Here is a 24,838-nt window from a genome sequence, read left to right as displayed (position 1 = left end):
GGCCGCGGGGGAACGTCGGCCACGGCGCACCGGCGCTCTCGTGCGCTGCCGTACGCCGTCAGCACGGCTGTACGCCCTCCATCTGTGCCGTACGCCCCCATTCAGCGCGCCGGCGAGTCGTCAGCGGGCGCCGCTCACGCGGCCCTGGAGCAGCCGCGAGAGCGCCGCGTGGACGTCGTCCAGCGAGCGTTCGGGCTGGAAGGACTTCCAGTCCAGGGCGGCCACCAGCACCATGCCCACCAGCGCGGCGGCGGTCAGCGGGACGTCGATCTCGTCGCTGAACTCGCCCTGCGCCACACCCTCGCGCAGCACCCCCTCCACGACCGCGACCGCCTCCTGCCGCACCACCATGAGCGTGGACTGCCAGGCCCGGTTGGTGCGCCACAGCTCGGCCACGTACAGCTGGGTGAAGGCCGGGTAGCGGTCGATGAAGACGAGACCGGCCCGGACCATCGCGTCCAGGGCGTCGACCCGGCTGCCGCCCGCCCGCTCGGTCCCCTCGGCCGCCTCCCGGAGGGAGGCGGTGAGCAGGCCCACGCCGTGCCGCAGCAGCTCCTCGAAGAGGACCGACTTGCTCGCGAAGTTGTAGTAGACCGTGCCCTTGGCCACGCCGGCGCGCTCGGCGATCTCGTCCACCGTGGTCGCGGAGAAACCCTGCTCGGCGATGAGCGTGACGGCCGCCTCGTAGAGCTTCTGCCGGGTGGCCTCCCGGCGGGTGCTGCCGGCCGGCGTGGTGCTGCTGCGTTCCATGGCCTTGATTCTCACAGGTGCGGGCCGTCCGGAGGGCTCGACGGGGGCGGAAGGGGAGGCGGAGGGGCGGTTCACAGGCTCAGCTCCGGGTGCAGCCGGTCCAGCGTCCACACCTGTCGCCGCCGGGCCGCCAGCGCGGTCAGCGCCAGCGCCGCCGCGGTGAAGCCCGCGAGCACCGCGCACGCCGTCCACACCGGGCCGAGCCCGCCGCCGGTGATCAGCCTCCTGAGGGCGTCCACGACGTAGCTCATCGGCAGGAAGGGGTGCAGCGCGTTGAAGAAGCCCGGACTGGTCTGCACCGGGTAGGTGCCGCCGGCGGAGGTCAGCTGGAGCATCAGCAGCGCCAGCACGAGGATGCGGCCGGCCGGTCCGAAGCGCGCGTTCAGCCACTGCACGATCGCCGCGAAGCACGCCGCCACCAGGAACAGGAAGGCGACCGTGCCTGCCGCGCGGGTCATCTCCAGCCCCACCCCCCAGTGCAGCACCGCCATCAGGGCCGCCGTCTGGAGCACCCCGACCGCCGCCACCGGCAGCCAGCCGGCCAGCGCGATCCGCCACGAGGAGGCGCCCGCGGCCAGCGCCCGCCGGTTCATCGGCGGGATGAGCATGTACGCCACCATGGCGCCCACCCACAGCGACAGCGGGATGAAGTAAGGGGCGAAACCGGTGCCGTAGTTGGGCGCGTGGTGCAGGTCCCGGGAGGCCAGTTGGACCGGGTCGGCCATCACGCCGGTGCGCCGGTCGCGGTCCTTCTTGTCGTAGTCCGGGATCTGCTTCGCGCCCGAGTGCAGACCGCCGGCCAGCTTGCCGGAGCCGTCGGCCAGCTTGTACATGCCGCCGTTCAGCTCCACGGCGCCCGTCTTCAGCTTGCCCACGCCGGTGTCCAGGTCGGTGGCGCCGGCCCTGGCCGTGCCGATCCCGGTGTGCAGCTTCTTCGCGCCCGCGGCGACCCGGGCGGCGCCCTGGTTGAGCTTGTTGATCTTCTTGACGGCGTCGTCCAGGTCCTCGGACAGGTGGGGCGCGCGGTCGGCGAGCGCCTGGGACTGCTTCTGCAGGGCCGCGAGGTCGGTGTCGAGCTTCTTCAGGTCGCCGTCGTCGTCCTTGACCAGCGTGTTGACGTCGTCGGCGACGGTCGCCACGTCCGCTGCGGACTCCTTGGCCTTCTTCAGATCGGGGCAGGCGGGGTCGGGCGGGGCGGTCCCGGGCTCGGCGCACCGCCGGGCGTAGATGTCGTCCAGGACGGCGACGGAGGCGTGGGCGAGTTTCGCGGCGCCCGGGGCCTTGTCGACCAGCGTGTCGAGGTTGCGGCGGATCGCCTTGGCCGAGTCGGCGACCAGCCGGGCGGAGTCGCCGATCTTCTTCTCGTTGCCCCTGAGGTACGGCCCGGCCTTCGCGTCCACGCCGTTGACCTCGTCGGCCAGGGTCTGGGTGCCGTCGGCGACCTGCCGGGAGCCGGACTCCAGGTCGCCCGCGCCGGTGTCGAGCTTGCGCAGGCCCTTGGCCAGCTTGCCGCTGCCCTTCCGGGCCTCCGTCAGCCCGTCGGCGAGGTCCTGGGAACCCTTCTTCGCCTTGCCGATGCCGCCGTTCAGCTGGTCGGCGCCCTGGGCGGCCTTGACGGTCTGCCCGTGGATGTCGGAGAACGAGATGAAGATCCGGTCCAGGAAGGACCGCGACGCCTTGGTGGAGGCGGCGCTGCGGACCTCGTTGAACACCGTCCGCGAGATCTGCCCGACGATGTAGTTGTTGGCGTCGTTCGTCCGCACCTGGAGCGCGCTGGTCCCGGGGGAGCCGCCCGCGCTGGAGGCGATCCGCTCGCTGAAGTCGGCGGGCATGGTGAGCGAGAGGTAGTACGTGCCGTCCTCGACGCCCCGGCGGGCCTCGGCGGCGCTCACCCGGTGCCAGTCGAACACCTCGCTCTTGAGCAGTTCCCTGGTGAGGTCGTCGCCGGCGGTGACCTCGCGGCCGGCCGCCGTGGCGCCCTGGTCCTCGTTCACCAGCGCCACCGGCACCCGGTCCAGCCGGCCGTACGGGTCCCAGAACGACCACAGGTACAGCGCGCCGTACAGCAGCGGCAGCACGAGCAGCGCGACCAGGGCGGCGCGCGGCAGCCTCCCGCGGCCGAAGCGCCTCAGCTCAAGAGCGGCCAGTTTCGGCGAGCGCATCGGCCGCCCCTTCCTCGTCCTCGGTGACGGGTGTGTCGTCCCGGGTGGTCGTGCGGTCGTCGGCGGGCGTGCCCTGCTCGGCGGTTCCGCCGGGTGCGGCGACCTCGTCGTCCTCGGCCGTCCCGCCGCCCCTGGCGGTGCCGTCTCCGGCCGTCCCGCCCTCCTGGCCGGTGCCGCCGTCGGCGGTGCCGTCGCCGTCCGCCGTCCCCGGCTCCGCGGGGCCGGCGGTGGAGACGACCACCGCGCCCCCGGGCGCCTCGGAGCACACCGCCAGCACGGTCGTGCCGGACGCGGCCAGGGAGCCCAACAGGTCCCACACCTCGGCCCGTTCGGCGCCGGAGAGCTTGTGGTCGGCGTCGTCCACGGCGAGCAGCCGCGGCCCGGACATCAGGGCGAGGGCGATCGACAGGCGCAGTTCCTCCAGGCGCTCCAGGTCGCGCACGGCGGTCCGGGCCCCCTTGGGCAGCGCGGCGACGTCGAGCCCGGCGGCGGTCAACGCCGCCTCCGCCGCCTCCCGCGCCTGGGCCCGCCGCCGGGCGCGCGAGCGCAGCAGGGCGCGCGGCGCGTCGCCGAACCGGCGCTGGAGCAGCGCCCGTTCCCGCAGGTGCTCGCCGACGGTCAGGGCCGGTTCGAGGTCGGTGACGCCGGGGACGTTGGCGAGCGCGCTGACCCGGCGCAGCGCGGACATGTGCCGGGGCGGTTTGAGACCGCCCACCTCGGCCACCCCTTCGGTGGGCTTCATCCGCCCGGTGAGGGCCAGCAGCAGACAGGTGCGGCCGGAGCCGGACGGTCCCTCGACGGCGATCAGCGAACCGGGCGCCGCGTCGACGTCCACGTCGCGGAACGCCCAGCCGCGCGGCCCGCGCAGCCCGAAGCCGCGGGCCGTGACGGCGAGACCGCGCGGGGTGCCGTGCGCGGTCTCGCGCGGGCTCTGGTCCACGGGTCTTCCCCTCCCCCTGGATTTTTGAACTGACTGGTCAGTGCAAAAGCTACCCCCGATTTCGCGATCCAAGCAAAGGTCCAGGTCAGAACGGATTGTCAGTGGCATACCTCACGATGGGCACATACGGCACCTGTGCCGTGCCCCAGACGACAGGAGGTTCGTCATGGCCCACTCGTCCGCAGCCGCCAGCCGGCGCCGCGCTTTTGGCCCTGCCCCCTCACTGACCGGCCCGGCGAGCGACGTGCACCCCGTGCTCCGCCGGGCCACGGCCCCGCCCGCCGCCCTCGACCTGCTCGCCCAGGCCCGCGCCGGACTCGACGAGGCCGCCGTCCTGGAACAGCCCAACGAGCGCTACGCCACGGCCCATCTGGCCGCCCTGCGCACCGCCGCCGCGGTGCTCGCCGCGCGCGGCCGCCCCGAGACCAACCCCCGCCGCCGGGCCCGGATCCGCAGCGCCTGGGAGGTCCTGCCGGAGATAGCGCCCGAACTCACCGAGTGGAGCGCGCTGTTCGCCTCCGGCGCCCGCCGCCGCGCGCTCGCCGAGGCCGGCGTCCAGGGTGCGGCCGGCCGCCGCGACGCCGACGACCTGATACGGGACGTGGCGATGTTCCTCCGCATCGTCGAACGGATGCTGGTCCTCCAGCCGGTGCTGCCCCAGCCCCGTGCCGGGGCGGGGGAGGGCGGCGGCGCCGAGGCGACGGGCGGACCAGGCGGCGGAGGCAATAGGGTGGAGAGTGCCTGAAGCCTTCCCGCCTCCCGTTTTCCGGGCCGGGCAAGGCAGCCCGATCGCCCCGCCGCGCAAGAGGCGGTGCCGCCGCGAGGAGTCAACTGCCGTGTCGGACCCGATGCGCCCGCCCGTCTCCCCTCACCAGCACCGGACGACGCCGCTGCGCCCCGGCTCCGCCCGGCCCCGCGCCTCGCTGCGTACGGCCGTGGTCTGGGAGGTGCTGCGGGACGCCCTGGACCGGCGGGTCAAGGCCACCGGCCGGGAGTCGCTGGACGTCCTGGACACGGGCGGCGGCAGCGGCAACTTCGCCGTGCCCCTGGCCGCCCTCGGCCACCGGGTCACCGTCGTGGACCCCAGCCCCAACGCGCTGTTCGCCCTGGAGCGCCGCGCCGCGGAGGCCGGTGTCGCCGACCGGGTGCGCGGTGTGCAGGGCGACGCGCACGGCCTGTTCGACGTGGTCGAGCGCGGCGGCTACGACGCGGTCCTGTGCCACGGCGTCCTGGAGTACGTGGACGACCCTGCCGAGGGCCTGCGCAACGCGGTCGCCGCGCTGCGCGCCGAGGGCGTCCTCAGCCTGCTCGCCGCCGGTCTCGGCGGCGCGGTGCTCGCCAGAGCCCTGGCCGGCCACTTCAAGGAGGCCCGGCAGGCCCTCGGCGACCCCGACGGGCGCTGGGGCGAGGGCGACCCGATGCCGCGCCGTTTCACCGCCGAGCAGCTCACCGCGCTCGTCGAGGGTGCGGGCCTGACGGTCGGCGCGGTGCACGGCGTACGCGTCTTCGCCGACCTGGTGCCCGGGGTGCTGGTGGACACCGAGCCCGGGACGCTGGACGCGCTGCTGGAGCTGGAGGTGGCCGCCGCCGAGCTGCCGGCCTTCCACTCCGTGGCGACCCAGCTCCACGTACTCGGCGAGACCCCGGCCGCCGCGGAGGTGTGAGGCGGCCGCGGGGCCCGTGGCCGTTCCCGGAGGCCCGTGGCTGTTCCCGGGACCCGGGGCTGTTCCCGTGGCGGGCCGTCGATCGGCCGTCCGGCCGGGCATGGAGTGCGCCACAGGCCCCCCGCTCGGGCACCCCGCGCCGTATGATCGAGGGAGACCGTCCGGCATGACGGGCCGGCCGCCGGGGAATGGAAGCCTCAGCGAGCCGGGCCCGCCGTGGCGGACCAGGTCGGCCAGTTGGCGCAGAGGGGCGGGTTTCACGGGGGCGATTCCCTGCCTATCCTGAAGGGACCCCCCGGGTCGCCCCCGGCGACTGCACGATGAGGAGGACTCCGTGCCGCTCTCGGAGCACGAGCAGCGCATGCTCGAGCAGATGGAGCGAGCGCTGTACGCCGAAGATCCCAAGTTCGCGTCGGCGCTCGAGGGAAGCGGGCTGCGTACGTACACCCGGCGGCGGGTCTACCAGGCGGTCGCGGGCTTCCTCGTAGGTATCGCGCTCCTCATGGCGGGTGTGGTCACCCAGCAGACATGGGTGAGCGTCGTGGGCTTCCTGGTCATGCTGGGATGTGCCGTACTGGCCGTGACCGGCTGGCGCAAGGCCCCCAAGCCGGGCGAGCAGCCCGTCGGCGGCCCGCCCGGCCGCCGTCCGGTACGGGCGAAGCGCTCCATGATGGACCGTATCGAGGAGCGCTGGCAGCGCCGCCGCGACGAACAGGGCCACTAGGGCCCGACCCAGGACACGGTGAGGGGCCGGCCACGGAAGTAGCCGGCCCCTCACGGCTGTCCGGAAGCGGCCGGCCGGCCCTCCCGCAGCAACGCGTCCAGGCCGGCGCGCGCCCCGCACGCGCGGGGATCAGGCCGCGGCGTACCGCGCGTCGGCGGGGAACTGGGGACCAACCCCGCATGCGCGGACCACGTGCCGAAACCGACCTGTGACACCGCAGGTACGGGACCAACCCCCGCAGATGCGGGAATGCAGGGAGCTGAGCTGGGCTTCTGCTCCCGTGGGAGGTGGATTTCGGCCGCCTCCCGCAGCAGCATCCCGCCCGCGCGCCTCGTGCCCGCCCGAGGACGAAGCCCCCCGTGGGACGCGCAACGCGCGGCTCAGCCCTCCTGACGCGAAGGGCGGCGCAGGTCCGGGCGGCGAGCCGCCGCCCGCGACTTCAGGGCTGACCAGCGGACCGAGAGGGCCCAAGCGACGCTCGCCACGGAGCGGGGGGCGAGGACCGCGCGCAGGCGGGTGCCGCGGGAGGCCGTGGCGCGCAGGCCCGCGGCGGCCCGCCGGGCGTCCTCGGCCAGCCCGGCCGCCGGACGCGGCCGCGGCGCGTACAGGACCTGTTCCACCGCGCCGGCCAGCCGGTGCACCGACTCCGCGGCCACCGGATCGAGCCGCCCGAGCCGGACGATCCGCTCGGCCGCCCTGCGCGGCGTCAGCGAGTCGTCCGGCGGGATCCCGAAGTCCCACGCCGTGTCCGTCAGTTCCCGCCAGACGGCCAGCGCGTGCGGTGCGGCGTCCGCCGCACCCCGCCCGTGCGCGCCCAGCCGCACCGACCGCACCCGTCTGCGCCACAGCAACGGCAGCAGCGGCAGCACCACGACCACCGCCCCGCCCAGCGCCCACGCCGCGACGGCCCACCACCGCGGGCCGCCCCCGCCGGCGGGCAGCGCCGCCTGCGCGGACGCGCTCGGGCACTCCTGGAGCCGCCGCTGCGCCACCGGGCAGTCCGTGCTCGCCGGTGCCGAGGCGGACGGAGCCGCGCTCGCCGACGTGGACGGCAGCGCCGGGTTCGGCAGGCTCGTGCTCGGCGTGTCCGAGCGGGTGTACTCGGGCAGCGTGCCCCGCGTCGGCGTCGGCTCGAAACGGGTCCACCCCACGCCCTCGAAATACAGCTCGGGCCAGGCGTGCGCGTCCTTCAGCCCCACCGAGACCGTGCCGTCGCCCTGCGGCGCGCCGGGCGCGAAGCCGACCGCCACCCGGGCGGGGATGCCCAGCGTCCGGGCCATCGCGGCCATCGCGAAGGAGAAGTGCACGCAGAAGCCCCGTTTGTCCGCCAGGAACTTCGCGATCGCCTGCGAGCCGGTGCCCACCTCGACCTGGGTGTCGTACCGGAAGCCGCCGTCCAGCGCGAACCAGTCCTGGAGCTTGACCGCCTGCTCGTAGGGGTTCGCCGCCCCGTCGGTGACCGCGCGTGCGGTGATCCCGACGATCTCCGGCAGCGACTTGGGCACCTCGGTGTACTCGCGCTTCAGCGCCCTGGGCGGGTTGGGCGCGCCGGCCAGTTGCTCCGCCGTCGGCCGCAGGTCCAGACTCCTGACCTGGTACGTCAGCCCGCGTGTGTTCTGCCCGTGGTCGCCGACCAGGGTCATGCCCACGGGCTCGTAGCGCCAGTTGCCCTCGATGCGCACGCCGCTCGGCGGGTACGGCATCGGCAGCCAGTCCTGCGCGTACCAGTTGGCCGTGGAGATCGTCGTCGTGATCTCCGCGCGCCGGACGTCGCCGCTGAGGCCGGCCGGTGTGGGCAGCGGGTCGGGCACGCCGACGATGTGCCGCTGCGACGGCTTCCAGGTGGTGCCGTCGAAGTCGTCCAGGGACACGATCCGCAGATACAGGTCGGAGGCGTCCGCGCTGTTCGTGCGCAGGTTCAGGACCGTGCGGTCCTGGTCGACGTTGAGGCTGTCGCGCAGCGAGACCAGCGGGTTCACCGCGGAGATCGTGCCACCGCCCCCGACGCGGGAGCCGGCGCCCGGCCCGGCGGGCCCCAGCAAGCCGCCGTCCATCGCCGGCAGCGCCAGCGGCACCACCAGGGCGACGCCCAGCGCGAGCGCGCCGATCCGGCGGCCGGTGCGCACCGGCGCCGGCGCGCCGGCGGCCTCCCGGCCCGGCGCGGGCGACGCGCCGCTGAACACCCGGCCCCACTGTGCGAGCCGGTCCCGGCCCTCGGCCAGCAGCAGCATCAGATAGCCCGCCGCCGCGACCAGGAACCACAGCCAGTCCCAGCCACCGGTGGCCAGACCGGCGGCCACGGAGTACAGGGCGAGCAGCGGCAGCCCGGCGGGGGCGGCGCTGCGGAAGGTCGCCGCGAGGGCGTCCACCAACAGCCCGATCACCAGGACACCGCCGACCAGCATCAGCCGGATGCCGTCGGTCAGCGGCGCCGGGGTGGCGTACCGGCTGACGTCGTCGCCGCCCTGCTGCAACAGGTCGATCAGGTGCCGGAAGGCGTCGGGACCCGGCAGCAGCCCGCCGAGGGCCTGCCCCCGGGCGAAGACCAGGACCAGCAGCACCAGCGTCACCAGGGCCTGCACCAGCACGGTCAGCGGTCGTGGCACCGGCGCCCGCCGCATCGCCGCGCCCACGCCCGACTGCACCGCCAGCAGCAGCGCCGCCTGCCAGATCCACCGGGAGGAGCCGACCAGCGGCAGCAGCGCGCACGCCGCCATGAGCGTCGCCACCGCGGCGCTCCACTCCAGCCGCGCCCGCCCGCTCATCCCCGCCCCTCCCCGAAGCCATGTCCCCCGGACCCTGAACCGGGGAGCCCGGATCCACCGAACCCGGCACCCCCGAACCCGGAACCGGTCACCGCGCCGAACCCGGCACCCGCGGCATGCGAGCCCAGGCCGCCGCCGGCGGCGGTGCGCTCGTGGTCCGCCCGGCGCCAGAGGTCCTCCAGCGAGGCCCCGCGCGGCACGCCCACGGCCGTCCAGCCCGCGTCGCGCAGCAGCCGCAGCACACCCTGCCCGGCGGGGTCCGCTGAGCCGGCCGCGCCGGACGGCTCCCGCGTCCACGCCGCGTCGTCCAGCAGGAACGCGACCGCGCCCCCGCTGCGCTGCCGCATCCTGGCCGCCACCGCGGCCTGCGTCTCGTCGAGGTCGCCGAAGAAGGCGACCAGCAGCCCCTCGTCGCCGCCGCGCAGCGCGTCGTACGCGCGCGACAGGCCCGCACCGTCCGAGTGGTCGATCACGGCGAGGGTGTCCATCATCAGCCCGGCCGCGTCCGCCGAGTCCGGCCCGGCCCCGGCGTACCCGTCGGCGCTGTCGCCGGGCACCGAGGCGCCCGTGTCGGTCAGCAGCCGCACCGTGAAGCCGCGCTCCAGCATGTGCACCAGCGCGGAGGCGGCGGCCGACACCGCCCACTCGAAGGCCGACTCGGGCCCCGCGCCGCGGAAGGCGACGCCCCGGGTGTCCAGCAGCACCGTGCAGCGGGCGCGCTGCGGCTGCTCCTCGCGGCGCACCATCAGCTCGCCGTAGCGCGCGGTGGAGCGCCAGTGCACGCGGCGCAGGTCGTCGCCGTAGCGGTACCCGCGCGGGATGACGTCGTCCTCGCCGGCCAGCGCCAGCGCGCGCTGCCGTCCCTCGCCGTATCCCCTGGCGGCGCCGGTCAGCCGCACCGGCGGCAGCGGCGTCACCCGGGGGACGACGGTCAGGGTGTCGAACGACGAGAAGGAGCGGGTCAGTTCGCACATGCCGAACGGGTCCGACAGGCGCAGTTGCAGCGGCCCCAGCGGATACCGCCCGCGCAGATCGGAGCGGACCCGGTAGGACACCTCGCGGCGGCCGCCGGGCTCCACCCGGTCCAGGACGAAGCGGGGCCGCGGCCCGAGCACGTAGGGCACCCGGTCCTGGAGCATCAGCAGGCCCGTGGGCAGCCGGGAGACGTTGTCCATCCGCAGGTGCACGCGGGCCTCGCTGCCGGCGGGCACGCGCGCGGGGGAGAGCCGGCGGTTGCCGGCCACCCGGTAGCGGGTGCGGTACAGCACGGCCGCGCAGACCAGCGGCAGCACGGCCAGCAGCAGGCCGACCCGCAGCAGGCCGGGCTGGCCGAGGACGTAGGCGCAGACGGCCGCCGCGATCCCGGCGGCCAGGAACGAGCGCCCGCGGGTGGTCAGACCGGCCAGCGCGGTGCGCAGACCGCCCCTGTCGTCCTGGTCGTCCTCCGGGCGCGGGGCGCCCGCGTCGGTCATCACAGCCTCCGCGGCTGGTGCCGGCCGAACTCCGGCGTGGTGTGGCCGGGGCCGAGGCCGCCGGCCTGGGCCGCCGCGGGCACCGGGGTGTGCTGCACGATCTCCTGGACGACCTGTTCCGCGGTGCGGCGGTTGAGCTGGGCCTGGGCGGTGGGCAGCAGCCGGTGGGCGAGGACCGCCACCGCGAGCGCCTGCACGTCGTCCGGCAGGGCGTACTCCCGTCCGCTCAGGGCAGCGGAGGCCTTCGCCGCGCGCAGGAGGTGCAGCGTCGCGCGCGGTGAGGCGCCGAGTCTGAGGTCGGGGTGCGTCCGGGTGGCGGCCACCAGGTCGACCGCGTACCGCCGGACGGCCGCGGCGACGTGCACCCCGCGCACGGCGTCGATCAGCTTGACGACGTCGTGCGCGTGCGCCACCGGCTGGAGGTCGTCCAGCGGGCTCACCGCGCCGTGCACGTCCAGCATCTGCAACTCGGCCTCCGGGCTGGGATAGCCGATGGAGACGCGGGCCATGAACCGGTCGCGCTGGGCCTCGGGCAGCGGATAGGTGCCCTCCATCTCGACCGGGTTCTGCGTCGCCACCACCATGAAGGGACTGGGCAGTTCGTAGCTCTGCCCGTCGATGGTGACCTGCCGCTCCTCCATGGACTCCAGCAGCGCCGACTGGGTCTTGGGGGAGGCGCGGTTGATCTCGTCGCCGATCACGATCTGCGCGAAGATGGCGCCCGGCTTGAACTCGAAGTCCCGGCGCTGCTGGTCCCAGATGGACACGCCGGTGATGTCCGACGGCAGCAGGTCGGGCGTGAACTGGATGCGCCGCACCGAGCAGTCGATGGTCCGTGCCAGCGCCTTGGCCAGCATCGTCTTGCCGACGCCGGGGACGTCCTCGATCAGCAGGTGCCCCTCGGCGAGCAGGACGGTCAGTGCGAGCCGTACGACCTCGGGCTTGCCCTCGATCACTCCCTCCACCGAACCGCGGACCCGCTCCACAGTGGCGGTCAGATCTGTGAGGCTCGCTCGATCGTCATAGGTCGTCACCCGGCCCTCCTCGGCCTTTCCCCGCGCTCTTCGACGAGCGGGGGATTCCCCAGCTTTCCAGGCCGACGCCCCGCAGCGCGGACCGGCCCACCCCGAACACGGACACCACGCTGCGTAGTTCCGCGTGGTGTCACACCCGCATTCTTGCCGCCGTTACCGATTCGTGTCATCCGCCTGTGGACAACTGGCCGCGATATGTCAGGTCTTATGACCTTTACCAGGTGACAACTCGCGGTTCCGTCCACGCCGACCAGCGATTCCGTGTATGCGGCCGGGGCGGTTCCGCGTCCTCGCGGCACGGCCCTAGAGGTCCGCGGGGGCCCGGTCGCCGGGGCTCGTGGGGGGCGCGGCCGCGCCGTGGCGTGCGGGGGCGCGCCCCCGGGCGCGGTCAGGCCGCCGGGTCGATCTCGCGCAGCCGGCCCGTGCGGACGTCGAAGACGAAGCCGCGCACGTCGTCGGTGTGCAGCAGGAACGGCGAGGTCCGCACGCGCCGCATCGACTGCCGCACGTCCTGGTCGACGTCCTTGAACGCCTCCACCGCCCAGGACGGCCGCTGGCCGACCTCCATCTCCAGCTCGTGCCGGAACTCCTCGGTGATGGACTCCATGCCGCAGTTGGTGTGGTGGATCAGCACCACGCTGCGGGTGCCGAGCGCCCGCTGGCTGATGGCCAGGGAGCGGATGACGTCGTCGGTGACCACGCCGCCGGCGTTGCGGACGGTGTGACAGTCGCCGAGCCGCAGGCCGAGCGCGGCGTGCAGGTCGATACGGGCGTCCATGCAGGAGACGACCGTGACCTTGCGGACCGGGCGGGCGTCCATCCCCGGGTCGGTGAACGCGTCGGCGTAGGCCGCGTTCGCCGCGACGAGGCTGTCGATGACGTCGGTGTCCGTTATGGCGTTCTCGGATCCCGCGGGAACTGATGCAGAAGTCGTCATACTCATGACGTTACTGGTCATGCCTCTCGCGTTCCTCTTATGAGAGAGGACAAAAAGCACCACAGTCGCTTGTTGTGAGCGACTCCACACAGGCCGCTACCCTCCGCCTTCCGGGTGAAACTCACCGGATCGCCGTGTCGGCGGCACTCCGTCGGGCGACGCGCAGGCCGGTTGATTGACCGGGCGACACGGTGGACTAAAGTGACGCGAAGCGGGAGGCGCCGCTCTCCCTGCTGGACATGCATTCCCCGGAGGCCCCGGCAACCGCCCGAGCGGTCTCCCCACGTGCGCGGCGCGTACGTACGGCTCGGCCTCCTCCCGCTCCCGGTCGGCTGACGCTTCCGGCGCCGGTCGGGCCTACCGTCCGTGAGCGGTCGGGGACCCGGCGGTGCGTGCGGGACGCGCCGGACCTGAGAGGCCCCCTTGAGCGACAGCCGACACGTCCCCGTGATGCTCCAGCGGTGCCTGGATCTCCTGGCGCCCGCCCTGGAGCGGCCGGGGGCGGTGGTCGTCGACTGCACCCTCGGCCTCGGCGGACACAGCGAGGCGCTGCTCACCCGCTTCCCCGAGGCCCGTCTCGTCGGCCTCGACCGCGACAAGGAGGCGCTGCGCCTGTCGGGCGAGCGCCTGGCCCCCTTCGGCGACCGGGCCACCCTGGTGCACGCCGTCTACGACGAGCTGCCCGACGTGCTCGACCGGCTCGGCATCGCGCGCGTGCAGGGCGTCCTGTTCGACCTCGGCGTCTCCTCCATGCAGCTGGACGAGGCCGACCGCGGCTTCGCCTACGCCCAGGACGCCCCCCTGGACATGCGCATGGACCAGACGACCGGCATCAGCGCCGCCGAGGTCCTCAACACCTACCCGCCCGGCGAACTCGTCCGCATCCTGCGCGCGTACGGCGAGGAGAAGCAGGCCAAGCGGATCGTGGCCGCGATCGTCCGCGCGCGCGAGAAGGAGCCGTTCACCAGCAGCGCCCGCCTGGTGGAGCTGATCCGCGACGCGCTGCCGCAGGCCGCCAAGCGCACCGGCGGCAACCCGGCCAAGCGCACCTTCCAGGCGCTGCGCATCGAGGTCAACGGCGAACTCGCCGTCCTGGAGCGGGCGATCCCGGCCGCCGTGAAGGCCCTCGACGTCGGCGGTCGGATCGCCGTACTGTCGTACCAATCCCTCGAAGACCGGCTGGTCAAGCAGGTGTTCGCGGCAGGCGCCGCCTCCACCGCGCCCCCCGGACTCCCGGTCGTCCCCGAGCGCTACCAGCCCCGGCTCAAGCTGCTGACGCGCGGTGCCGAACTTCCCACCGAGGAGGAGATCGCCGAGAACCGGCGGGCGGCGCCGGCCCGGCTGCGCGGGGTCGAGCGCGTCAGGGCGGACGTCGAGTGAGGCAAGGGGGACCAGTGAGAGGGAAACCGGAACTGAGGGGCCGCGCCGCCCGGCTGGCGCGGCTCTTCCCGGCGAACCGGCGACAGGCCGCCCGCACGCCCTTCGTCCTCCTGGTCGTGCTGCTCCTCGGCGGCGGCCTGATCGGGCTGCTGGTGCTGAACTCCGCGCTCAGCGAGGGCGCGTTCCAGCAGGACGACCTCCAGAAGGACACCAAGAACCTCACCGACGAGGAACAGGCCCTCCAGCGGGACATCGACGCCTACTCCGCCCCCGACGCCCTGGAGCGCCGCGCCCGCCGGCTCGGCATGGTGCCCGGCGGCGACCCGGCCTTCCTGAACCCGGACGGCACCGTCAAGGGCGTCCCCTCGGCCGCCCCCGAGCAGTCCCTCGCCGACCAGTCCGCCTACCTGGAGCTGCCGGTCTCCGTACGCCCGCCCGAGTCCCTCACGGGCGCCGCGGGCCTGCCCGGCGCCGTCCCGACGGCCGGCCCGCCCGCGGACGGCGTCCCCGTGACCCCGCTGCCCGCGACTCCCGTCCCGACGGAGGCCACCCCCCTGAACGGCCCCGCTCCGAACGCGCCGCAGCCCGCCCTCCCCGAGGCCGCCGCGCCCGTCGCACCGGCGGCCACCCAGCCCGCCACGACCACGACCCCCGGCAGGTGACGGAAGTGTCCGACAGGGAACCGCCGCGCCGCCGCGTGCCCGGACCCGCAAGGCCCGCCCGCCCCGGCAGCAGCCGGCCGCGTCCCGGCTCCGGCGCCCGTCCGGTCCGCCGCCCCAACTCGACCTGGCGGCCGCCGCCCGTGCGGGTCCTCAAGCTCGGCAGCCCCCGCCCGCGGCTGCGCCTGATCGCCGTGGCGCTGACCCTGGTGCTGCTGGTCTTCATGGTCCGACTGCTCCAGGTGCAGGCCGTGGACGCCGCCGCCTACGCCGCCAAGGCCGACGAGAACCGCTACGTCGTCCACACCATCGCCGCCGAGCGGGGCGGCATCACCGACCGCAACGGCGTCGCCCTCGCGGCCAGCGTGGACGCCGACGACATCACCGCCGACCCCACCATGTTCACCCGCGAGACGCTGAAGGTCGGCGACGGCCCCGAACAGGCCGCGGCCCTGCTCGCCCCGATCCTCGGCCAGGACCAGGCGGGCCTGGTCAGGAAGCTGAAGACGCAGAACACGCGGTACGTGCTGCTGGCCCGCCGGCAGACCCCGCAGGTCTGGAAGCAGATCAAGGACCTCAAGGCCGCCCTCACCAAGAAGGCGCAGACCGACAGGACCACGGTCAACGTCCTCGCCGGCGTCTTCTCCGACCCCAGCAGCAAGCGGGTCTACCCCAACGGCGACCTCGCCGCGGCCCTGCTCGGCTGGGTCAACGCCGAGGGCAAGGGCGGCGGCGGCGTCGAACAGCAGCTCGACAAGGAGCTGTCCGGCAAGCCCGGCAAAATCCGCTACGCCCAGTCCGGCGGCCGCGAGGTGCCCACGGTCGGCTCCACCCAGACGCCCGCGGTGCCCGGCTCCGACGTGGAACTGACCATCGACCGCGACATCCAGTGGGCCGCCCAGAACGCCATCACCGAGCAGGTGCGCAAGTCCGAGGCGGACCGCGGCTACGTGATCGTCCAGGACACCCGGACCGGCGAGATCCTCGCCATGGCGAACTCCCCGGGCTTCGACCCCGGCGACCTCGCCCACGCCGACCCGGCCGCGCTCGGCAACGCCGCCGTCCAGGACGCCTTCGAGCCCGGCTCCACCGCCAAGCTCATGTCGATGGCCGCCGTGCTCCAGGAGAACGCCGCCACCCCGCTCACCCATGTCGTCGTGCCCAACCGGCTGCACCGCGGCGACCGGCTCTTCCACGACGACGTCGACCACAAGACCTGGTACCTCACGCTCAACGGCGTGCTCGCCAAGTCCAGCAACATCGGCACCATCGAGGCCACCGGGCAGCTCGGCAAGACCCAGGCCGAGGCCAACAAGGTCCTCTACTCCTATCTGCGCAAGTTCGGCATCGGCGGCTACACCGGCCTGCACCTCCCCGGCGAGACCAAGGGCATCCTCGCCCCGCCCGAGAAGTGGTCCACTTCGCAGCAGTACACGATCCCGTTCGGCCAGGGCGTCTCCGTCAACGCCGTCCAGGCCGCCTCCGTGTACTCCACGATCGCCAACGGCGGGGTCCGGATCCAGCCGACGCTGGTGCGCGGCACCAAGGGAGCCGACGGCCGCTTCACCCCGGCCGAGAAACCCGCCACCACCCGCGTGGTGAGCGCCAAGACGGCCAAGGAACTCGCCCAGATGCTGGAGTCCGTCGTGGACGACGAGCAGGGCACCGGCATGAAGGCACGCATCCCCGGGTACCGGGTCGCGGGCAAGACGGGCACCGCCAACCGAGTGGATCCGGCCACCGGCCGGTACCGCGGCTACACCTCGTCCTTCGCCGGCTTCGCGCCCGCCGACAATCCCCGCGTCACCGTCTACTGCGCGATCCAGAACGCCACCAAGGGCAACTACTACGGCGGCCAGATCTGCGGACCCATCTACAAGCAGGTCATGGAGTTCGCGCTGAAGACCCTCCAGGTGCCGCCCACCGGGGCGAAGGCCGCGAGCCTGCCCGTGGAGTTCAAGCCCTGACCCGCGCCGCCCCCGGCCGGGACGGTCCCGCGCCGCCGCCGCTCACCGCGGCGCGGACCGCCCCGCCGCCGGGACCCGCACGACCCGTACCACCCGCACGGAACCACCAGGAACCAGCCCGTGACAACGATCACCCCCGATCCCGGGAACCGTCCCCGTCCCCAGCCCTCACTTCGCTCCCAGGCGGGTACGCCCGGTACGCTCACCGCCGTGCCACACGCTGATCAGTCCCCCACCACCCAGAAAGGCGCGTCCGTGACATATCCGGGGCCGCCGCGACCGGTTCAGGTCTCCGCCGCACCCCTCGCGGAGCTGGCCGAACAACTGGGTGCCGCGCAGCCGGACCGCACCGCCGACGTCACGGGCATCACCCACGACTCGCGCGCCGTGCGCCCCGGCGACCTGTACGCGGCCCTGCCCGGGGCCCGCGCGCACGGCGCCGACTTCGTCACCCAGGCCGCGAGCCTCGGCGCGGTCGCCGTGCTCACCGACCCGGCCGGCGCCGAACGCGCCGCCGCCACCGGACTGCCGGTCCTGACCGTCGAGGACCCGCGCGCGCGGATGGGCGAACTGGCCGCCACGATCTACGGCCGGCCCGGCCGCGACCTGCTCCAGATCGGCATCACCGGCACCTCCGGCAAGACCACCACCGCCTACCTCGTCGAGGGCGGCCTGAAGACCGCGAAGGCCACCGGCCTGATCGGCACGGTGGAGACGCGGATCGGCGAGGAGCGCATCAAGTCCGAGCGCACCACCCCGGAAGCCACCGACCTCCAGGCCCTGTTCGCGGTCATGCGCGAGCGCGGCGTCGAGGCGGTCGCCATGGAGGTCTCCAGCCACGCCCTGGTGCTGGGGCGGGTCGACGGCTGCGTCTTCGACGTCGCCGTCTTCACCAACCTCAGCCCGGAGCACATGGAGTTCCACTCCGGCATGGAGGACTACTTCCAGGCCAAGGCGCAGCTGTTCACCCCGGCCCGCAGCCGGCTCGGGATCGTCAACGTCGACGACGAGTACGGCCGGCGGCTCGCCAAGGAGGCCAGCGTCCCGGTCGTCACCTATTCGGCCGAGGGCCACCCCGACGCCGACTGGCGCGCCGAGGACGTCCAGATCGGGCCGATGGACTCCGTCTTCACCGTGACCGGCCCCGAGGGTCTGCGGATCAGCGCCCGCTCGCCGCTGCCCGGCCCGTTCAACGTGGCCAACACCCTCGCCGCGATCGTCGCCCTGGCCGCCGCCGGCCTCGACGCGCAGACCGCCGCCGACGGCATCGCCGCCGTACCGGGCGTGCCGGGCCGGCTGGAGCGGGTGGACGCGGGCCAGCCCTACCTCGCGGTGGTCGACTACGCGCACAAGACCGACGCCGTCGAGTCGGTGCTGCGCGCCCTGCGCAAGGTCACCAAGGGCCGGGTGCACGTCGTGCTCGGCTGCGGCGGCGACCGCGACCGCACCAAGCGCGAGCCGATGGGCGCCGCCGTGGCGCGGCTGGCCGACACCGCCGTGCTGACCTCCGACAACCCCCGCTCCGAGGACCCGCTCGCGATCCTGGCGGCCATGCTCCAGGGCGCGGCCTCGGTGCCCGCGCACGAGCGCGGCGAGGTGCTGCTCTTCGAGGAGCGGGCCGCCGCCATCGCCGCCGCCGTCGCCCGGGCCCGGCCCGGGGACACCGTGCTGGTCGCGGGCAAGGGCCACGAGCAGGGCCAGGACATCGCCGGCGTGGTCCGTCCGTTCGACGACCGCCAGGTGCTCCGCGAAGCTATCCAGAACACCCAGGGATGAAAATCCAGAAGACCCAGGGGATGAACTTGTGATCGCCCTCTCCCTCGCCGAGATCGCAGCAGTCGTCGGCGGGCAGACGCACGACATACCGGATCCGTCCGTCCAGGTCACCGGACCCGTCGTCCGGGACTCCCGCGAGGCGGTGCCCGGCAGCCTCTTCGTCGCCTTCGTCGGCGAGCGCGTGGACGGCCACGACTTCGCCGCCGCCGTCGTGGAGGCGGGCGCGGTCGCCGTGCTGGCGTCCCGCCCCGTCGGCGTGCCCGCGATCGTGGTCGAGGACGTCCAGGCCGCCCTCGGCGCCCTCGCCCGCCACGTCGTGAACCGGCTCGGCGCGACCCTGGTCGCGCTGACCGGCTCGGCCGGCAAGACCAGCACCAAGGACCTGATCGCCCAGGTCCTGCAGACCAAGGCGCCGACGGTGTTCACGCCGGGCTCGCTCAACAACGAGATCGGGCTGCCGCTGACCGCCCTCAGCGCCACCGAGGACACCCGGTTCCTCGTGCTGGAGATGGGCGCCCGCGGTATCGGCCACATCCGCTACCTCACCGAGCTGACCCCGCCGAAGGTGGGCCTGGTGCTCAACGTCGGCTCCGCCCACATCGGCGAGTTCGGCGGCCGCGAGCAGATCGCCCAGGCCAAGGGCGAACTCGTGGAGAGCCTGCCCGCGGCAGAGGACGGCGGCGCGGCGATCCTCAACGCCGACGACCCCCTGGTACGGGCCATGGCCTCCCGTACGAAGGCGAAGGTGATCCTTTTCGGTGAGTCCGACGAAGCGGACGTACGTGCCGAGAACGTGAGACTCACGGACAGCGGACAGCCTTCCTTCAGGCTTCACACACCCTCCGGTGCATCCGATGTGACCATGCGCCTGTACGGTGAGCACCACGTGTCGAACGCGCTCGCCGCGGCCGCCGTCGCCCATGAGCTGGGCATGTCCGCAACCGAGATCGCCACCGCGCTCTCCGAGGCGGGCTCCCTCTCCCGCTGGCGGATGGAGGTCACCGAGCGCCCGGACGGCGTGACCGTCGTCAACGACGCCTACAACGCCAACCCGGAGTCCATGCGGGCCGCCCTGCGCGCGCTCGTGGCCATGGGCAAGGGGCGGCGGACCTGGGCGGTGCTCGGCAAGATGGCCGAGCTCGGGGACGAGGCGCTCGCCGAGCACGACGCGGTCGGACGGCTCGCCGTCCGGCTCAACGTCAGCAAGCTCGTCGCGGTCGGGGGCAGGGAAGCGTCCTGGCTGCAACTGGGCGCATATAACGAGGGTTCGTGGGGTGAGGAGTCGGTGCACGTGTCCGACGCACAGGCGGCGATCGACCTGTTGCGCAGCGAGTTGCGCCCGGGGGACGTGGTCCTCGTGAAGGCGTCCCGTTCGGTCGGTCTGGAGGGCGTCGCCGCGGCGCTGCTCGAGACCGCTGCCGAAGGCGAGGTCGCCGGCCGATGATGAAGCAGATCCTGTTCGCGGGAGTCATCGGCCTGTTCCTGACGCTGGTCGGCACTCCGCTGCTGATCAAGCTCCTCGCCCGCAAGGGCTACGGGCAGTACATCCGCGACGACGGCCCGCGCGAGCACGCCAGCAAGCGCGGTACGCCGACGATGGGCGGCATCGCCTTCATCCTGGCCACCGTCGCCGCGTACTTCCTGTCCAAGGTCATCACCGGCTACGCCCCGACCTACTCGGGGCTGCTGGTGCTGGGCCTGATGGTCGGCATGGGCCTGGTCGGCTTCCTCGACGACTACATCAAGATCGTCAAGCGGCGCTCGCTCGGTCTGCGGGCCAAGGCGAAGATGGCCGGCCAGCTGATCGTCGGCATCGGCTTCGCGGTGCTCGCGCTGCAGTTCTCCGACAACCGCGGCAACACCCCGGCCTCCACCAAGCTGTCCTTCATCACCGACTTCGGCTGGACCATCGGTCCGGTGCTGTTCGTGATCTGGGCGCTGTTCATGATCCTCGCGATGTCGAACGGCGTGAACCTCACCGACGGTCTGGACGGTCTGGCCACCGGCGCCTCCGTACTGGTCTTCGGCGCGTACACCTTCATCGGCGTGTGGCAGTTCCAGGAGTCCTGCGCCAACGCGATGACGCTGACCAACCCCAACGCCTGTTACGAGGTGCGCGATCCGCTCGACCTCGCGGTGGTCGCCTCCGCACTCATGGGCGCCTGCCTCGGCTTCCTGTGGTGGAACACCTCGCCGGCCAAGATCTTCATGGGCGACACCGGCTCGCTGGCGCTCGGCGGCGTCCTCGCCGGTCTCGCGATCTGCTCGCGCACCGAGCTGCTGCTCGCGCTGCTGGGCGGCCTGTTCGTGCTCATCACCATGTCGGTGGTCATCCAGGTCGGCTCGTTCCGGCTCACCGGCCGGCGCGTCTTCCGGATGGCGCCGCTCCAGCACCACTTCGAACTCAAGGGCTGGTCCGAGGTCCTCGTGGTGGTCCGCTTCTGGATCATCCAGGGCATCTGCGTGATCGTCGGACTCGGCCTCTTCTACGCGGGATGGGCAGCGGACAAGTGACCGACTGGCAGGGGAAGAACGTCACCGTCGCCGGACTCGGCGTCTCCGGGGTCCCGGCGGCCAAGGTCCTGGCCGGGCTCGGCGCCCGCGTCACCGTCGTCAACGACGGCGATGACGAGCGCGCCCGGGCGCAGGCGGCCGAACTCCAGGCCCTGGGCGTCACCGTGCGCCTCGGCGACGGGGACACCCTGCCCGAGGGCGCCGAACTGGTCGTCACCGCGCCCGGCTGGAAGCCGGACAAGCCGCTGTTCCTGGCCGCCGAGCGGGCCGGCGTCCCCGTCTGGGGCGACGTGGAGCTCGCCTGGCGGCTGCGCGGCCCCGACGCCGCCCCCTGGCTGGCCGTCACGGGCACCAACGGCAAGACCACCACCGTGCAGATGCTCGCCGCCATCCTGAAGGCGGCGGGCCTGCGCACCGCCGCGGTCGGCAACATCGGCGTCTCCCTGCTGGACGCCGTCCTCGGCGAGGAGAAGTACGACGTGCTCGCCGTCGAGCTCTCCAGCTACCAGCTGCACTGGGCGCCCTCCCTGAGGGCGCACTCGGCCGCGGTCCTCAACCTCGCCCCCGACCACCTCGACTGGCACGGCTCCATGGCGGCGTACGCCGCCGACAAGGGCCGTATCTACGAGGGCAATCGCGTCGCCTGCGTCTACAACGCCGCCGACAAGGCCACCGAGGACCTGGTGCGTGCGGCGGACGTGGAGGAGGGCTGCCGTGCCGTCGGGTTCACCCTCGGCACCCCCGGCCCCTCCCAACTCGGCGTCGTGGAAGGCATCCTGGTCGACCGGGCCTTCGTGGCGGACCGGCAGAAGAACGCGCAGGAGCTGGCCGAGGTCTCCGACGTGAACCCGCCCGCCCCGCACAACATCGCCAACGCCCTTGCCGCGGCGGCCCTCGCGCGCGCCTTCGGCGTGCCGGCCGCGGCGGTCCGCGACGGCCTGAGGTCGTTCACCCCGGACGCCCACCGCATCGCGCACGTGGCCGACGTGGACGGCGTCGCCTACGTCGACGACTCCAAGGCCACCAACACCCACGCCACCGAGGCGTCGTTGGCGTCATATGAGTCGATCGTATGGATTGCGGGCGGACTGGCGAAGGGCGCGACCTTCGACGAACTCGTCGCGGGGGCGGCGAAACGGCTGCGCGGCGCGGTGCTCATCGGCGCCGACCGCGCGCTCATCCGCGACGCCCTCGCGCGACACGCGCCCGAGGTCCCCGTGGTCGACCTCGACCGGACCGACACTGGGGCGATGCTCCAGGCCGTCCAGGAGGCACGGCGGCTCGCCCGGTCCGGCGACACGGTGCTGCTGGCCCCGGCCTGCGCCTCGATGGACATGTTCGCCAACTACAACCAGCGTGGTGACGCGTTCGCGGAGGCCGTTCGCGAACTCGGCGCCCGCTGAACCCGGCCGCCCTGTCGCCGGGCGACCTTGGGAGGGACGCGTGGGACCCGCGATGCGAGCCGGACGGACGCGGCCGGCGTACGGCGGAGGCGCAGATGCCCGCTGAGTCCAAAGGCCGCGGCGGCGGCACCCGCCGGCCACCCGTGCAGCGTGCCGTCCCCCGGCCCGCCGCCGTGCGGCCCGTGCGCGACAACCCGGTGCGCACCCTGGTCACCCGGGCCCGCAAGGCCTGGGACCGGCCGCTGACCGCCTACTACCTGATCCTCGGCGGCAGCTCGCTGATCACGGTGCTCGGCCTGGTGATGGTCTACTCGGCCTCCCAGGTCACCGCGCTCCAGATGTCGCTGCCCGGCTCCTACTTCTTCCGCAAGCAGCTGCTGGCCGCCGTGATCGGCGCCGGGCTGCTGCTGGCCGCCTCCCGGATGCCGGTCAAGCTGCACCGGGCCCTGGCCTACCCGATCCTGGCGGGCGCGGTGTTCCTGATGGCCCTCGTGCAGGTGCCGGGGATAGGGATGTCGGTCAACGGCAACCAGAACTGGATCTCGCTCGGCGGCTCCTTCCAGATCCAGCCCAGCGAGATCGGCAAGCTGGCCCTGGTGCTGTGGGGCGCCGACCTGATCGCCCGCAAGCAGGAGAAGCGGCTGCTGACCCAGTGGAAGCACATGCTGGTGCCGCTGGTCCCGGTCGCGTTCATGCTGCTCGGCCTGATCATGCTCGGCGGCGACATGGGCACCGCGATCATCCTCACCGCCATCCTGTTCGGCCTGCTGTGGCTCGCGGGCGCCCCCACCCGGCTCTTCGTCGGCGTGCTCTCGGTCGCCGCCCTCATCGGCCTGGTCCTGATCAAGACCAGCCCCAACCGCCTGGACCGGTTCGCCTGCGTCGGCTCCACCGACGTCTCCAGGTGCTGGCAGGCCGTGCACGGCATCTACGCCCTCGCCTCCGGTGGATTCTTCGGTTCCGGGCTCGGCGCGAGTGTGGAAAAATGGGGCCAACTTCCCGAAGCCCACACCGACTTCATCTTCGCCGTCACCGGTGAGGAACTGGGCCTGGCGGGGACTCTGTCGGTGCTCGCCCTGTTCGCGGCTCTAGGCTATGCGGGCATCCGCGTGGCCGGACGCACGGAGGACCCCTTCGTCAGGTACGCCGCGGGAGGCGTGACCACCTGGATCGTCGCACAGGCGGTGATCAACATCGGTGCGGTGCTCGGCCTGCTGCCGATCGCCGGCGTCCCGCTCCCGCTGTTCTCCTACGGCGGGTCCGCCCTGCTGCCGACCATGTTCGCCGTCGGGCTGATGATCGCGTTCGCGCGGGACGAGCCCGCTGCGCGGGCGGCGCTTGCCATGCGGCAACCCCGCTTTGGTAGAAAGCGGGCGACAGGTTCCGCGGCCGGCCGCAAGACCGGCCGAAGGCCCGAGCGGAAGCCCGCGCGGACTCCCGGCCGCAAGCCAGGCCGGGAGACCGGCGAGGCGGCCGGCCGGGCGTCGGACCGGGGATCCGGGCAGGGCTCGGGTCAGGGGTCCGGTCAGGGGCCTCGGAGATGGAACACGATGCGACGGCGCGCCTCGGCGGCGCGTCCGTCCGGAGAGCGGTGAATTTCGGTGCATGTCGTACTCGCCGGCGGAGGTACCGCGGGCCACATCGAGCCCGCGCTCGCCCTCGCGGACGCCCTGCGCAGGCAGGACCCGACCGTGGGGATCACGGCCCTGGGCACGGAGCGCGGCCTGGAGACCCGGCTCGTCCCCGAGCGGGGCTACGAACTCGGGCTGATCCCGGCGGTGCCGCTGCCGCGCAAGCCCACCCCTGAACTGATCACCGTCCCGGGCCGGCTGCGCGGCACCATCAAGGCGGCCGAGCAGATCCTGGAGCGCACCAAGGCCGACGCCGTGGTCGGCTTCGGCGGCTACGTCGCCCTGCCCGGCTACCTCGCCGCCAAGCGGCTCGGCGTGCCCATCGTGGTCCACGAGGCCAACGCCCGCCCCGGCCTGGCCAACAAGATCGGCTCCCGCTACGCCGCGCAGGTCGCCGTCTCCACCCCGGACAGCAAGCTGCGGGGCGCGCAGTACATCGGCATCCCGCTGCGCCGCGCCATCGCCACCCTGGACCGGGCCGCGGTGCGCCCGGAGGCGCGCGCGCTGTTCGGGCTCGACCCCAACCTGCCCACGCTGCTGGTCTCCGGCGGCTCCCAGGGCGCCCGCCGCCTCAACGAGGTGGTCCAGCAGGTCGCCCCGTGGCTGCAGCAGGCGGGCATCCAGATCCTGCACGCGGTCGGCCCGAAGAACGAACTGCCGCGTGTGCAGCAGATGCCGGGGATGCCCCCGTACATCCCGGTAAGTTACCTGGACCGGATGGACCTCGCGTACGCCGCGGCCGACATGATGCTCTGCCGCGCCGGCGCGATGACCGTCGCCGAACTCTCCGCCGTCGGACTCCCGGCCGCCTACGTCCCGCTGCCCATCGGCAACGGCGAACAGCGGCTGAACGCCCAGCCGGTGGTGAAGGCCGGCGGCGGACTGCTGGTCGACGACGCGGACCTGACCCCCGAGTGGGTCCAAGCCCACGTCCTGCCCGTGCTCGGCGATCCGCACCGGCTGTACCAGATGTCCCGCGCCGCCAGCGAGTTCGGCCGCCGGGACGCCGACGACCTGCTCGTCGGCATGGTGTACAAGGCGATCGCCTCGCACCGTTAGG

Annotated in this window: 19 protein-coding genes; 12 read left to right on the top strand and 7 right to left on the bottom strand. The window is 73.5% G+C overall.

Translation table 11 applies throughout. The annotated features are described in order from the left end of the window. Positions 1–120 precede the first annotated feature (120 nt). From AB0N63_RS10355 to AB0N63_RS10345, 3 genes are all read right to left on the bottom strand, one after another. Positions 121–750: a TetR/AcrR family transcriptional regulator gene (locus tag AB0N63_RS10355; protein WP_019984423.1), complete on the bottom strand. Its 630-nt coding sequence runs from the start codon at positions 748–750 to the stop codon at positions 121–123. A gap of 71 nt (positions 751–821) precedes the next feature. Continuing rightward, positions 822–2,912 (bottom strand): YhgE/Pip domain-containing protein, encoded by a 2,091-nt coding sequence (locus tag AB0N63_RS10350; RefSeq protein ID WP_365526821.1) that lies wholly within the window; start codon positions 2,910–2,912, stop codon positions 822–824. Continuing rightward, on the bottom strand, positions 2,884–3,852 hold the full coding sequence (locus tag AB0N63_RS10345; RefSeq protein WP_365526819.1) for an ATP-binding cassette domain-containing protein: 969 nt from the start codon (positions 3,850–3,852) through the stop codon (positions 2,884–2,886). Before AB0N63_RS10345 ends, AB0N63_RS10350 begins: the two co-directional genes overlap by 29 nt. A 166-nt stretch (positions 3,853–4,018) precedes the next feature. On the opposite strand from AB0N63_RS10345, the gene AB0N63_RS10340 reads away from it, so the two are divergent. The 3 genes from AB0N63_RS10340 (at position 4,019) to AB0N63_RS10330 (ending at position 6,240) form a co-directional block, all read left to right on the top strand. After that, positions 4,019–4,597 (top strand): SAV_6107 family HEPN domain-containing protein, encoded by a 579-nt coding sequence (locus AB0N63_RS10340; protein ID WP_365526816.1) that lies wholly within the window; start codon positions 4,019–4,021, stop codon positions 4,595–4,597. A gap of 91 nt (positions 4,598–4,688) precedes the next feature. After that, a complete protein-coding gene (locus tag AB0N63_RS10335) occupies positions 4,689–5,516 on the top strand; it encodes a methyltransferase (protein WP_365526814.1) in 828 nt (275 codons plus the stop codon). Between the two features lie 334 nt (positions 5,517–5,850). Next, positions 5,851–6,240: a DUF3040 domain-containing protein gene (locus AB0N63_RS10330; protein WP_365526812.1), complete on the top strand. Its 390-nt coding sequence runs from the start codon at positions 5,851–5,853 to the stop codon at positions 6,238–6,240. Positions 6,241–6,620: 380 nt separating this feature from the next. Here AB0N63_RS10330 and AB0N63_RS10325 read toward each other — a convergent pair whose 3' ends face one another. From AB0N63_RS10325 to AB0N63_RS10310, 4 genes are all read right to left on the bottom strand, one after another. Beyond that, a complete protein-coding gene (locus AB0N63_RS10325) occupies positions 6,621–9,005 on the bottom strand; it encodes a DUF3488 and transglutaminase-like domain-containing protein (RefSeq protein ID WP_365526810.1) in 2,385 nt (794 codons plus the stop codon). Continuing rightward, positions 9,002–10,477 carry a DUF58 domain-containing protein gene (locus tag AB0N63_RS10320; RefSeq protein WP_365526807.1) on the bottom strand — a complete coding sequence of 492 codons (1,476 nt, stop codon included), beginning with the start codon at positions 10,475–10,477 and terminating at the stop codon, positions 9,002–9,004. The genes AB0N63_RS10325 and AB0N63_RS10320 overlap by 4 nt, the downstream gene beginning before the upstream one ends. After that, positions 10,477–11,511, bottom strand: a complete 1,035-nt coding sequence (locus AB0N63_RS10315; protein WP_365526805.1) for a MoxR family ATPase — start codon at positions 11,509–11,511, stop codon at positions 10,477–10,479. The genes AB0N63_RS10320 and AB0N63_RS10315 overlap by 1 nt, the downstream gene beginning before the upstream one ends. Before the next feature lie 388 nt (positions 11,512–11,899). Further along, complete coding sequence (locus AB0N63_RS10310; RefSeq protein ID WP_365526802.1) at positions 11,900–12,469, bottom strand: carbonic anhydrase; 570 nt, start codon at positions 12,467–12,469, stop codon at positions 11,900–11,902. 402 nt (positions 12,470–12,871) lie between these two features. Between AB0N63_RS10310 and rsmH the strand changes: the two genes are divergently transcribed. From rsmH to murG, 9 genes are all read left to right on the top strand, one after another. Then, complete coding sequence (gene rsmH, locus AB0N63_RS10305; protein ID WP_365526799.1) at positions 12,872–13,828, top strand: 16S rRNA (cytosine(1402)-N(4))-methyltransferase RsmH; 957 nt, start codon at positions 12,872–12,874, stop codon at positions 13,826–13,828. 14 nt (positions 13,829–13,842) lie between these two features. Next, positions 13,843–14,490 carry a septum formation initiator family protein gene (locus tag AB0N63_RS10300; RefSeq protein ID WP_365526796.1) on the top strand — a complete coding sequence of 216 codons (648 nt, stop codon included), beginning with the start codon at positions 13,843–13,845 and terminating at the stop codon, positions 14,488–14,490. A gap of 5 nt (positions 14,491–14,495) precedes the next feature. Then, the gene (locus tag AB0N63_RS10295; protein WP_365526794.1) at positions 14,496–16,454 is read left to right on the top strand and encodes a penicillin-binding protein 2; all 1,959 of its coding nucleotides are present in this window, start codon (positions 14,496–14,498) and stop codon (positions 16,452–16,454) included. A 255-nt stretch (positions 16,455–16,709) separates the two neighbouring features. Beyond that, a complete protein-coding gene (locus tag AB0N63_RS10290; RefSeq protein ID WP_365527044.1) occupies positions 16,710–18,230 on the top strand; it encodes a UDP-N-acetylmuramoyl-L-alanyl-D-glutamate--2,6-diaminopimelate ligase in 1,521 nt (506 codons plus the stop codon). A 28-nt stretch (positions 18,231–18,258) separates the two neighbouring features. After that, positions 18,259–19,674 carry a UDP-N-acetylmuramoyl-tripeptide--D-alanyl-D-alanine ligase gene (gene murF, locus AB0N63_RS10285; RefSeq protein ID WP_360721302.1) on the top strand — a complete coding sequence of 472 codons (1,416 nt, stop codon included), beginning with the start codon at positions 18,259–18,261 and terminating at the stop codon, positions 19,672–19,674. Then, positions 19,674–20,744 carry a phospho-N-acetylmuramoyl-pentapeptide-transferase gene (gene mraY / locus AB0N63_RS10280; protein WP_019984409.1) on the top strand — a complete coding sequence of 357 codons (1,071 nt, stop codon included), beginning with the start codon at positions 19,674–19,676 and terminating at the stop codon, positions 20,742–20,744. Before murF ends, mraY begins: the two co-directional genes overlap by 1 nt. Then, positions 20,726–22,147, top strand: coding sequence for a UDP-N-acetylmuramoyl-L-alanine--D-glutamate ligase (murD, locus tag AB0N63_RS10275; RefSeq protein WP_365526791.1), 1,422 nt, complete (start codon positions 20,726–20,728; stop codon positions 22,145–22,147). Before mraY ends, murD begins: the two co-directional genes overlap by 19 nt. A gap of 95 nt (positions 22,148–22,242) precedes the next feature. Then, complete coding sequence (ftsW, locus tag AB0N63_RS10270; RefSeq protein WP_365526788.1) at positions 22,243–23,742, top strand: putative lipid II flippase FtsW; 1,500 nt, start codon at positions 22,243–22,245, stop codon at positions 23,740–23,742. A gap of 6 nt (positions 23,743–23,748) precedes the next feature. Further along, the gene (gene murG, locus AB0N63_RS10265) at positions 23,749–24,837 is read left to right on the top strand and encodes an undecaprenyldiphospho-muramoylpentapeptide beta-N-acetylglucosaminyltransferase (protein WP_365526786.1); all 1,089 of its coding nucleotides are present in this window, start codon (positions 23,749–23,751) and stop codon (positions 24,835–24,837) included. Position 24,838: the final 1 nt, after the last annotated feature.

Origin of the sequence: Streptomyces sp. NPDC093260, assembly GCF_040683715.1 — a bacterium.
Taxonomy (GTDB): Bacteria; Actinomycetota; Actinomycetes; order Streptomycetales; family Streptomycetaceae; genus Streptomyces; species Streptomyces sennicomposti.
This window is presented reverse-complemented; position numbering and strand designations above follow the sequence as displayed.

What these genes read in the sequence shown, in the direction of transcription:
- ftsW (WP_365526788.1), top strand. Translation starts at nt 22,243, where the DNA reads ATGCCCGCTGAGTCCAAAGGCCGCGGCGGCGGCACCCGCCGGCCACCC.
- AB0N63_RS10325 (WP_365526810.1), bottom strand. Translation starts at nt 9,005, where the DNA reads ATGAGCGGGCGGGCGCGGCTGGAGTGGAGCGCCGCGGTGGCGACGCTC.
- mraY (WP_019984409.1), top strand. Translation starts at nt 19,674, where the DNA reads ATGAAGCAGATCCTGTTCGCGGGAGTCATCGGCCTGTTCCTGACGCTG.
- AB0N63_RS10350 (WP_365526821.1), bottom strand. Translation starts at nt 2,912, where the DNA reads ATGCGCTCGCCGAAACTGGCCGCTCTTGAGCTGAGGCGCTTCGGCCGC.
- AB0N63_RS10355 (WP_019984423.1), bottom strand. Translation starts at nt 750, where the DNA reads ATGGAACGCAGCAGCACCACGCCGGCCGGCAGCACCCGCCGGGAGGCC.
- AB0N63_RS10310 (WP_365526802.1), bottom strand. Translation starts at nt 12,469, where the DNA reads ATGACCAGTAACGTCATGAGTATGACGACTTCTGCATCAGTTCCCGCG.
- murD (WP_365526791.1), top strand. Translation starts at nt 20,726, where the DNA reads ATGGGCAGCGGACAAGTGACCGACTGGCAGGGGAAGAACGTCACCGTC.
- AB0N63_RS10340 (WP_365526816.1), top strand. Translation starts at nt 4,019, where the DNA reads ATGGCCCACTCGTCCGCAGCCGCCAGCCGGCGCCGCGCTTTTGGCCCT.
- AB0N63_RS10320 (WP_365526807.1), bottom strand. Translation starts at nt 10,477, where the DNA reads ATGACCGACGCGGGCGCCCCGCGCCCGGAGGACGACCAGGACGACAGG.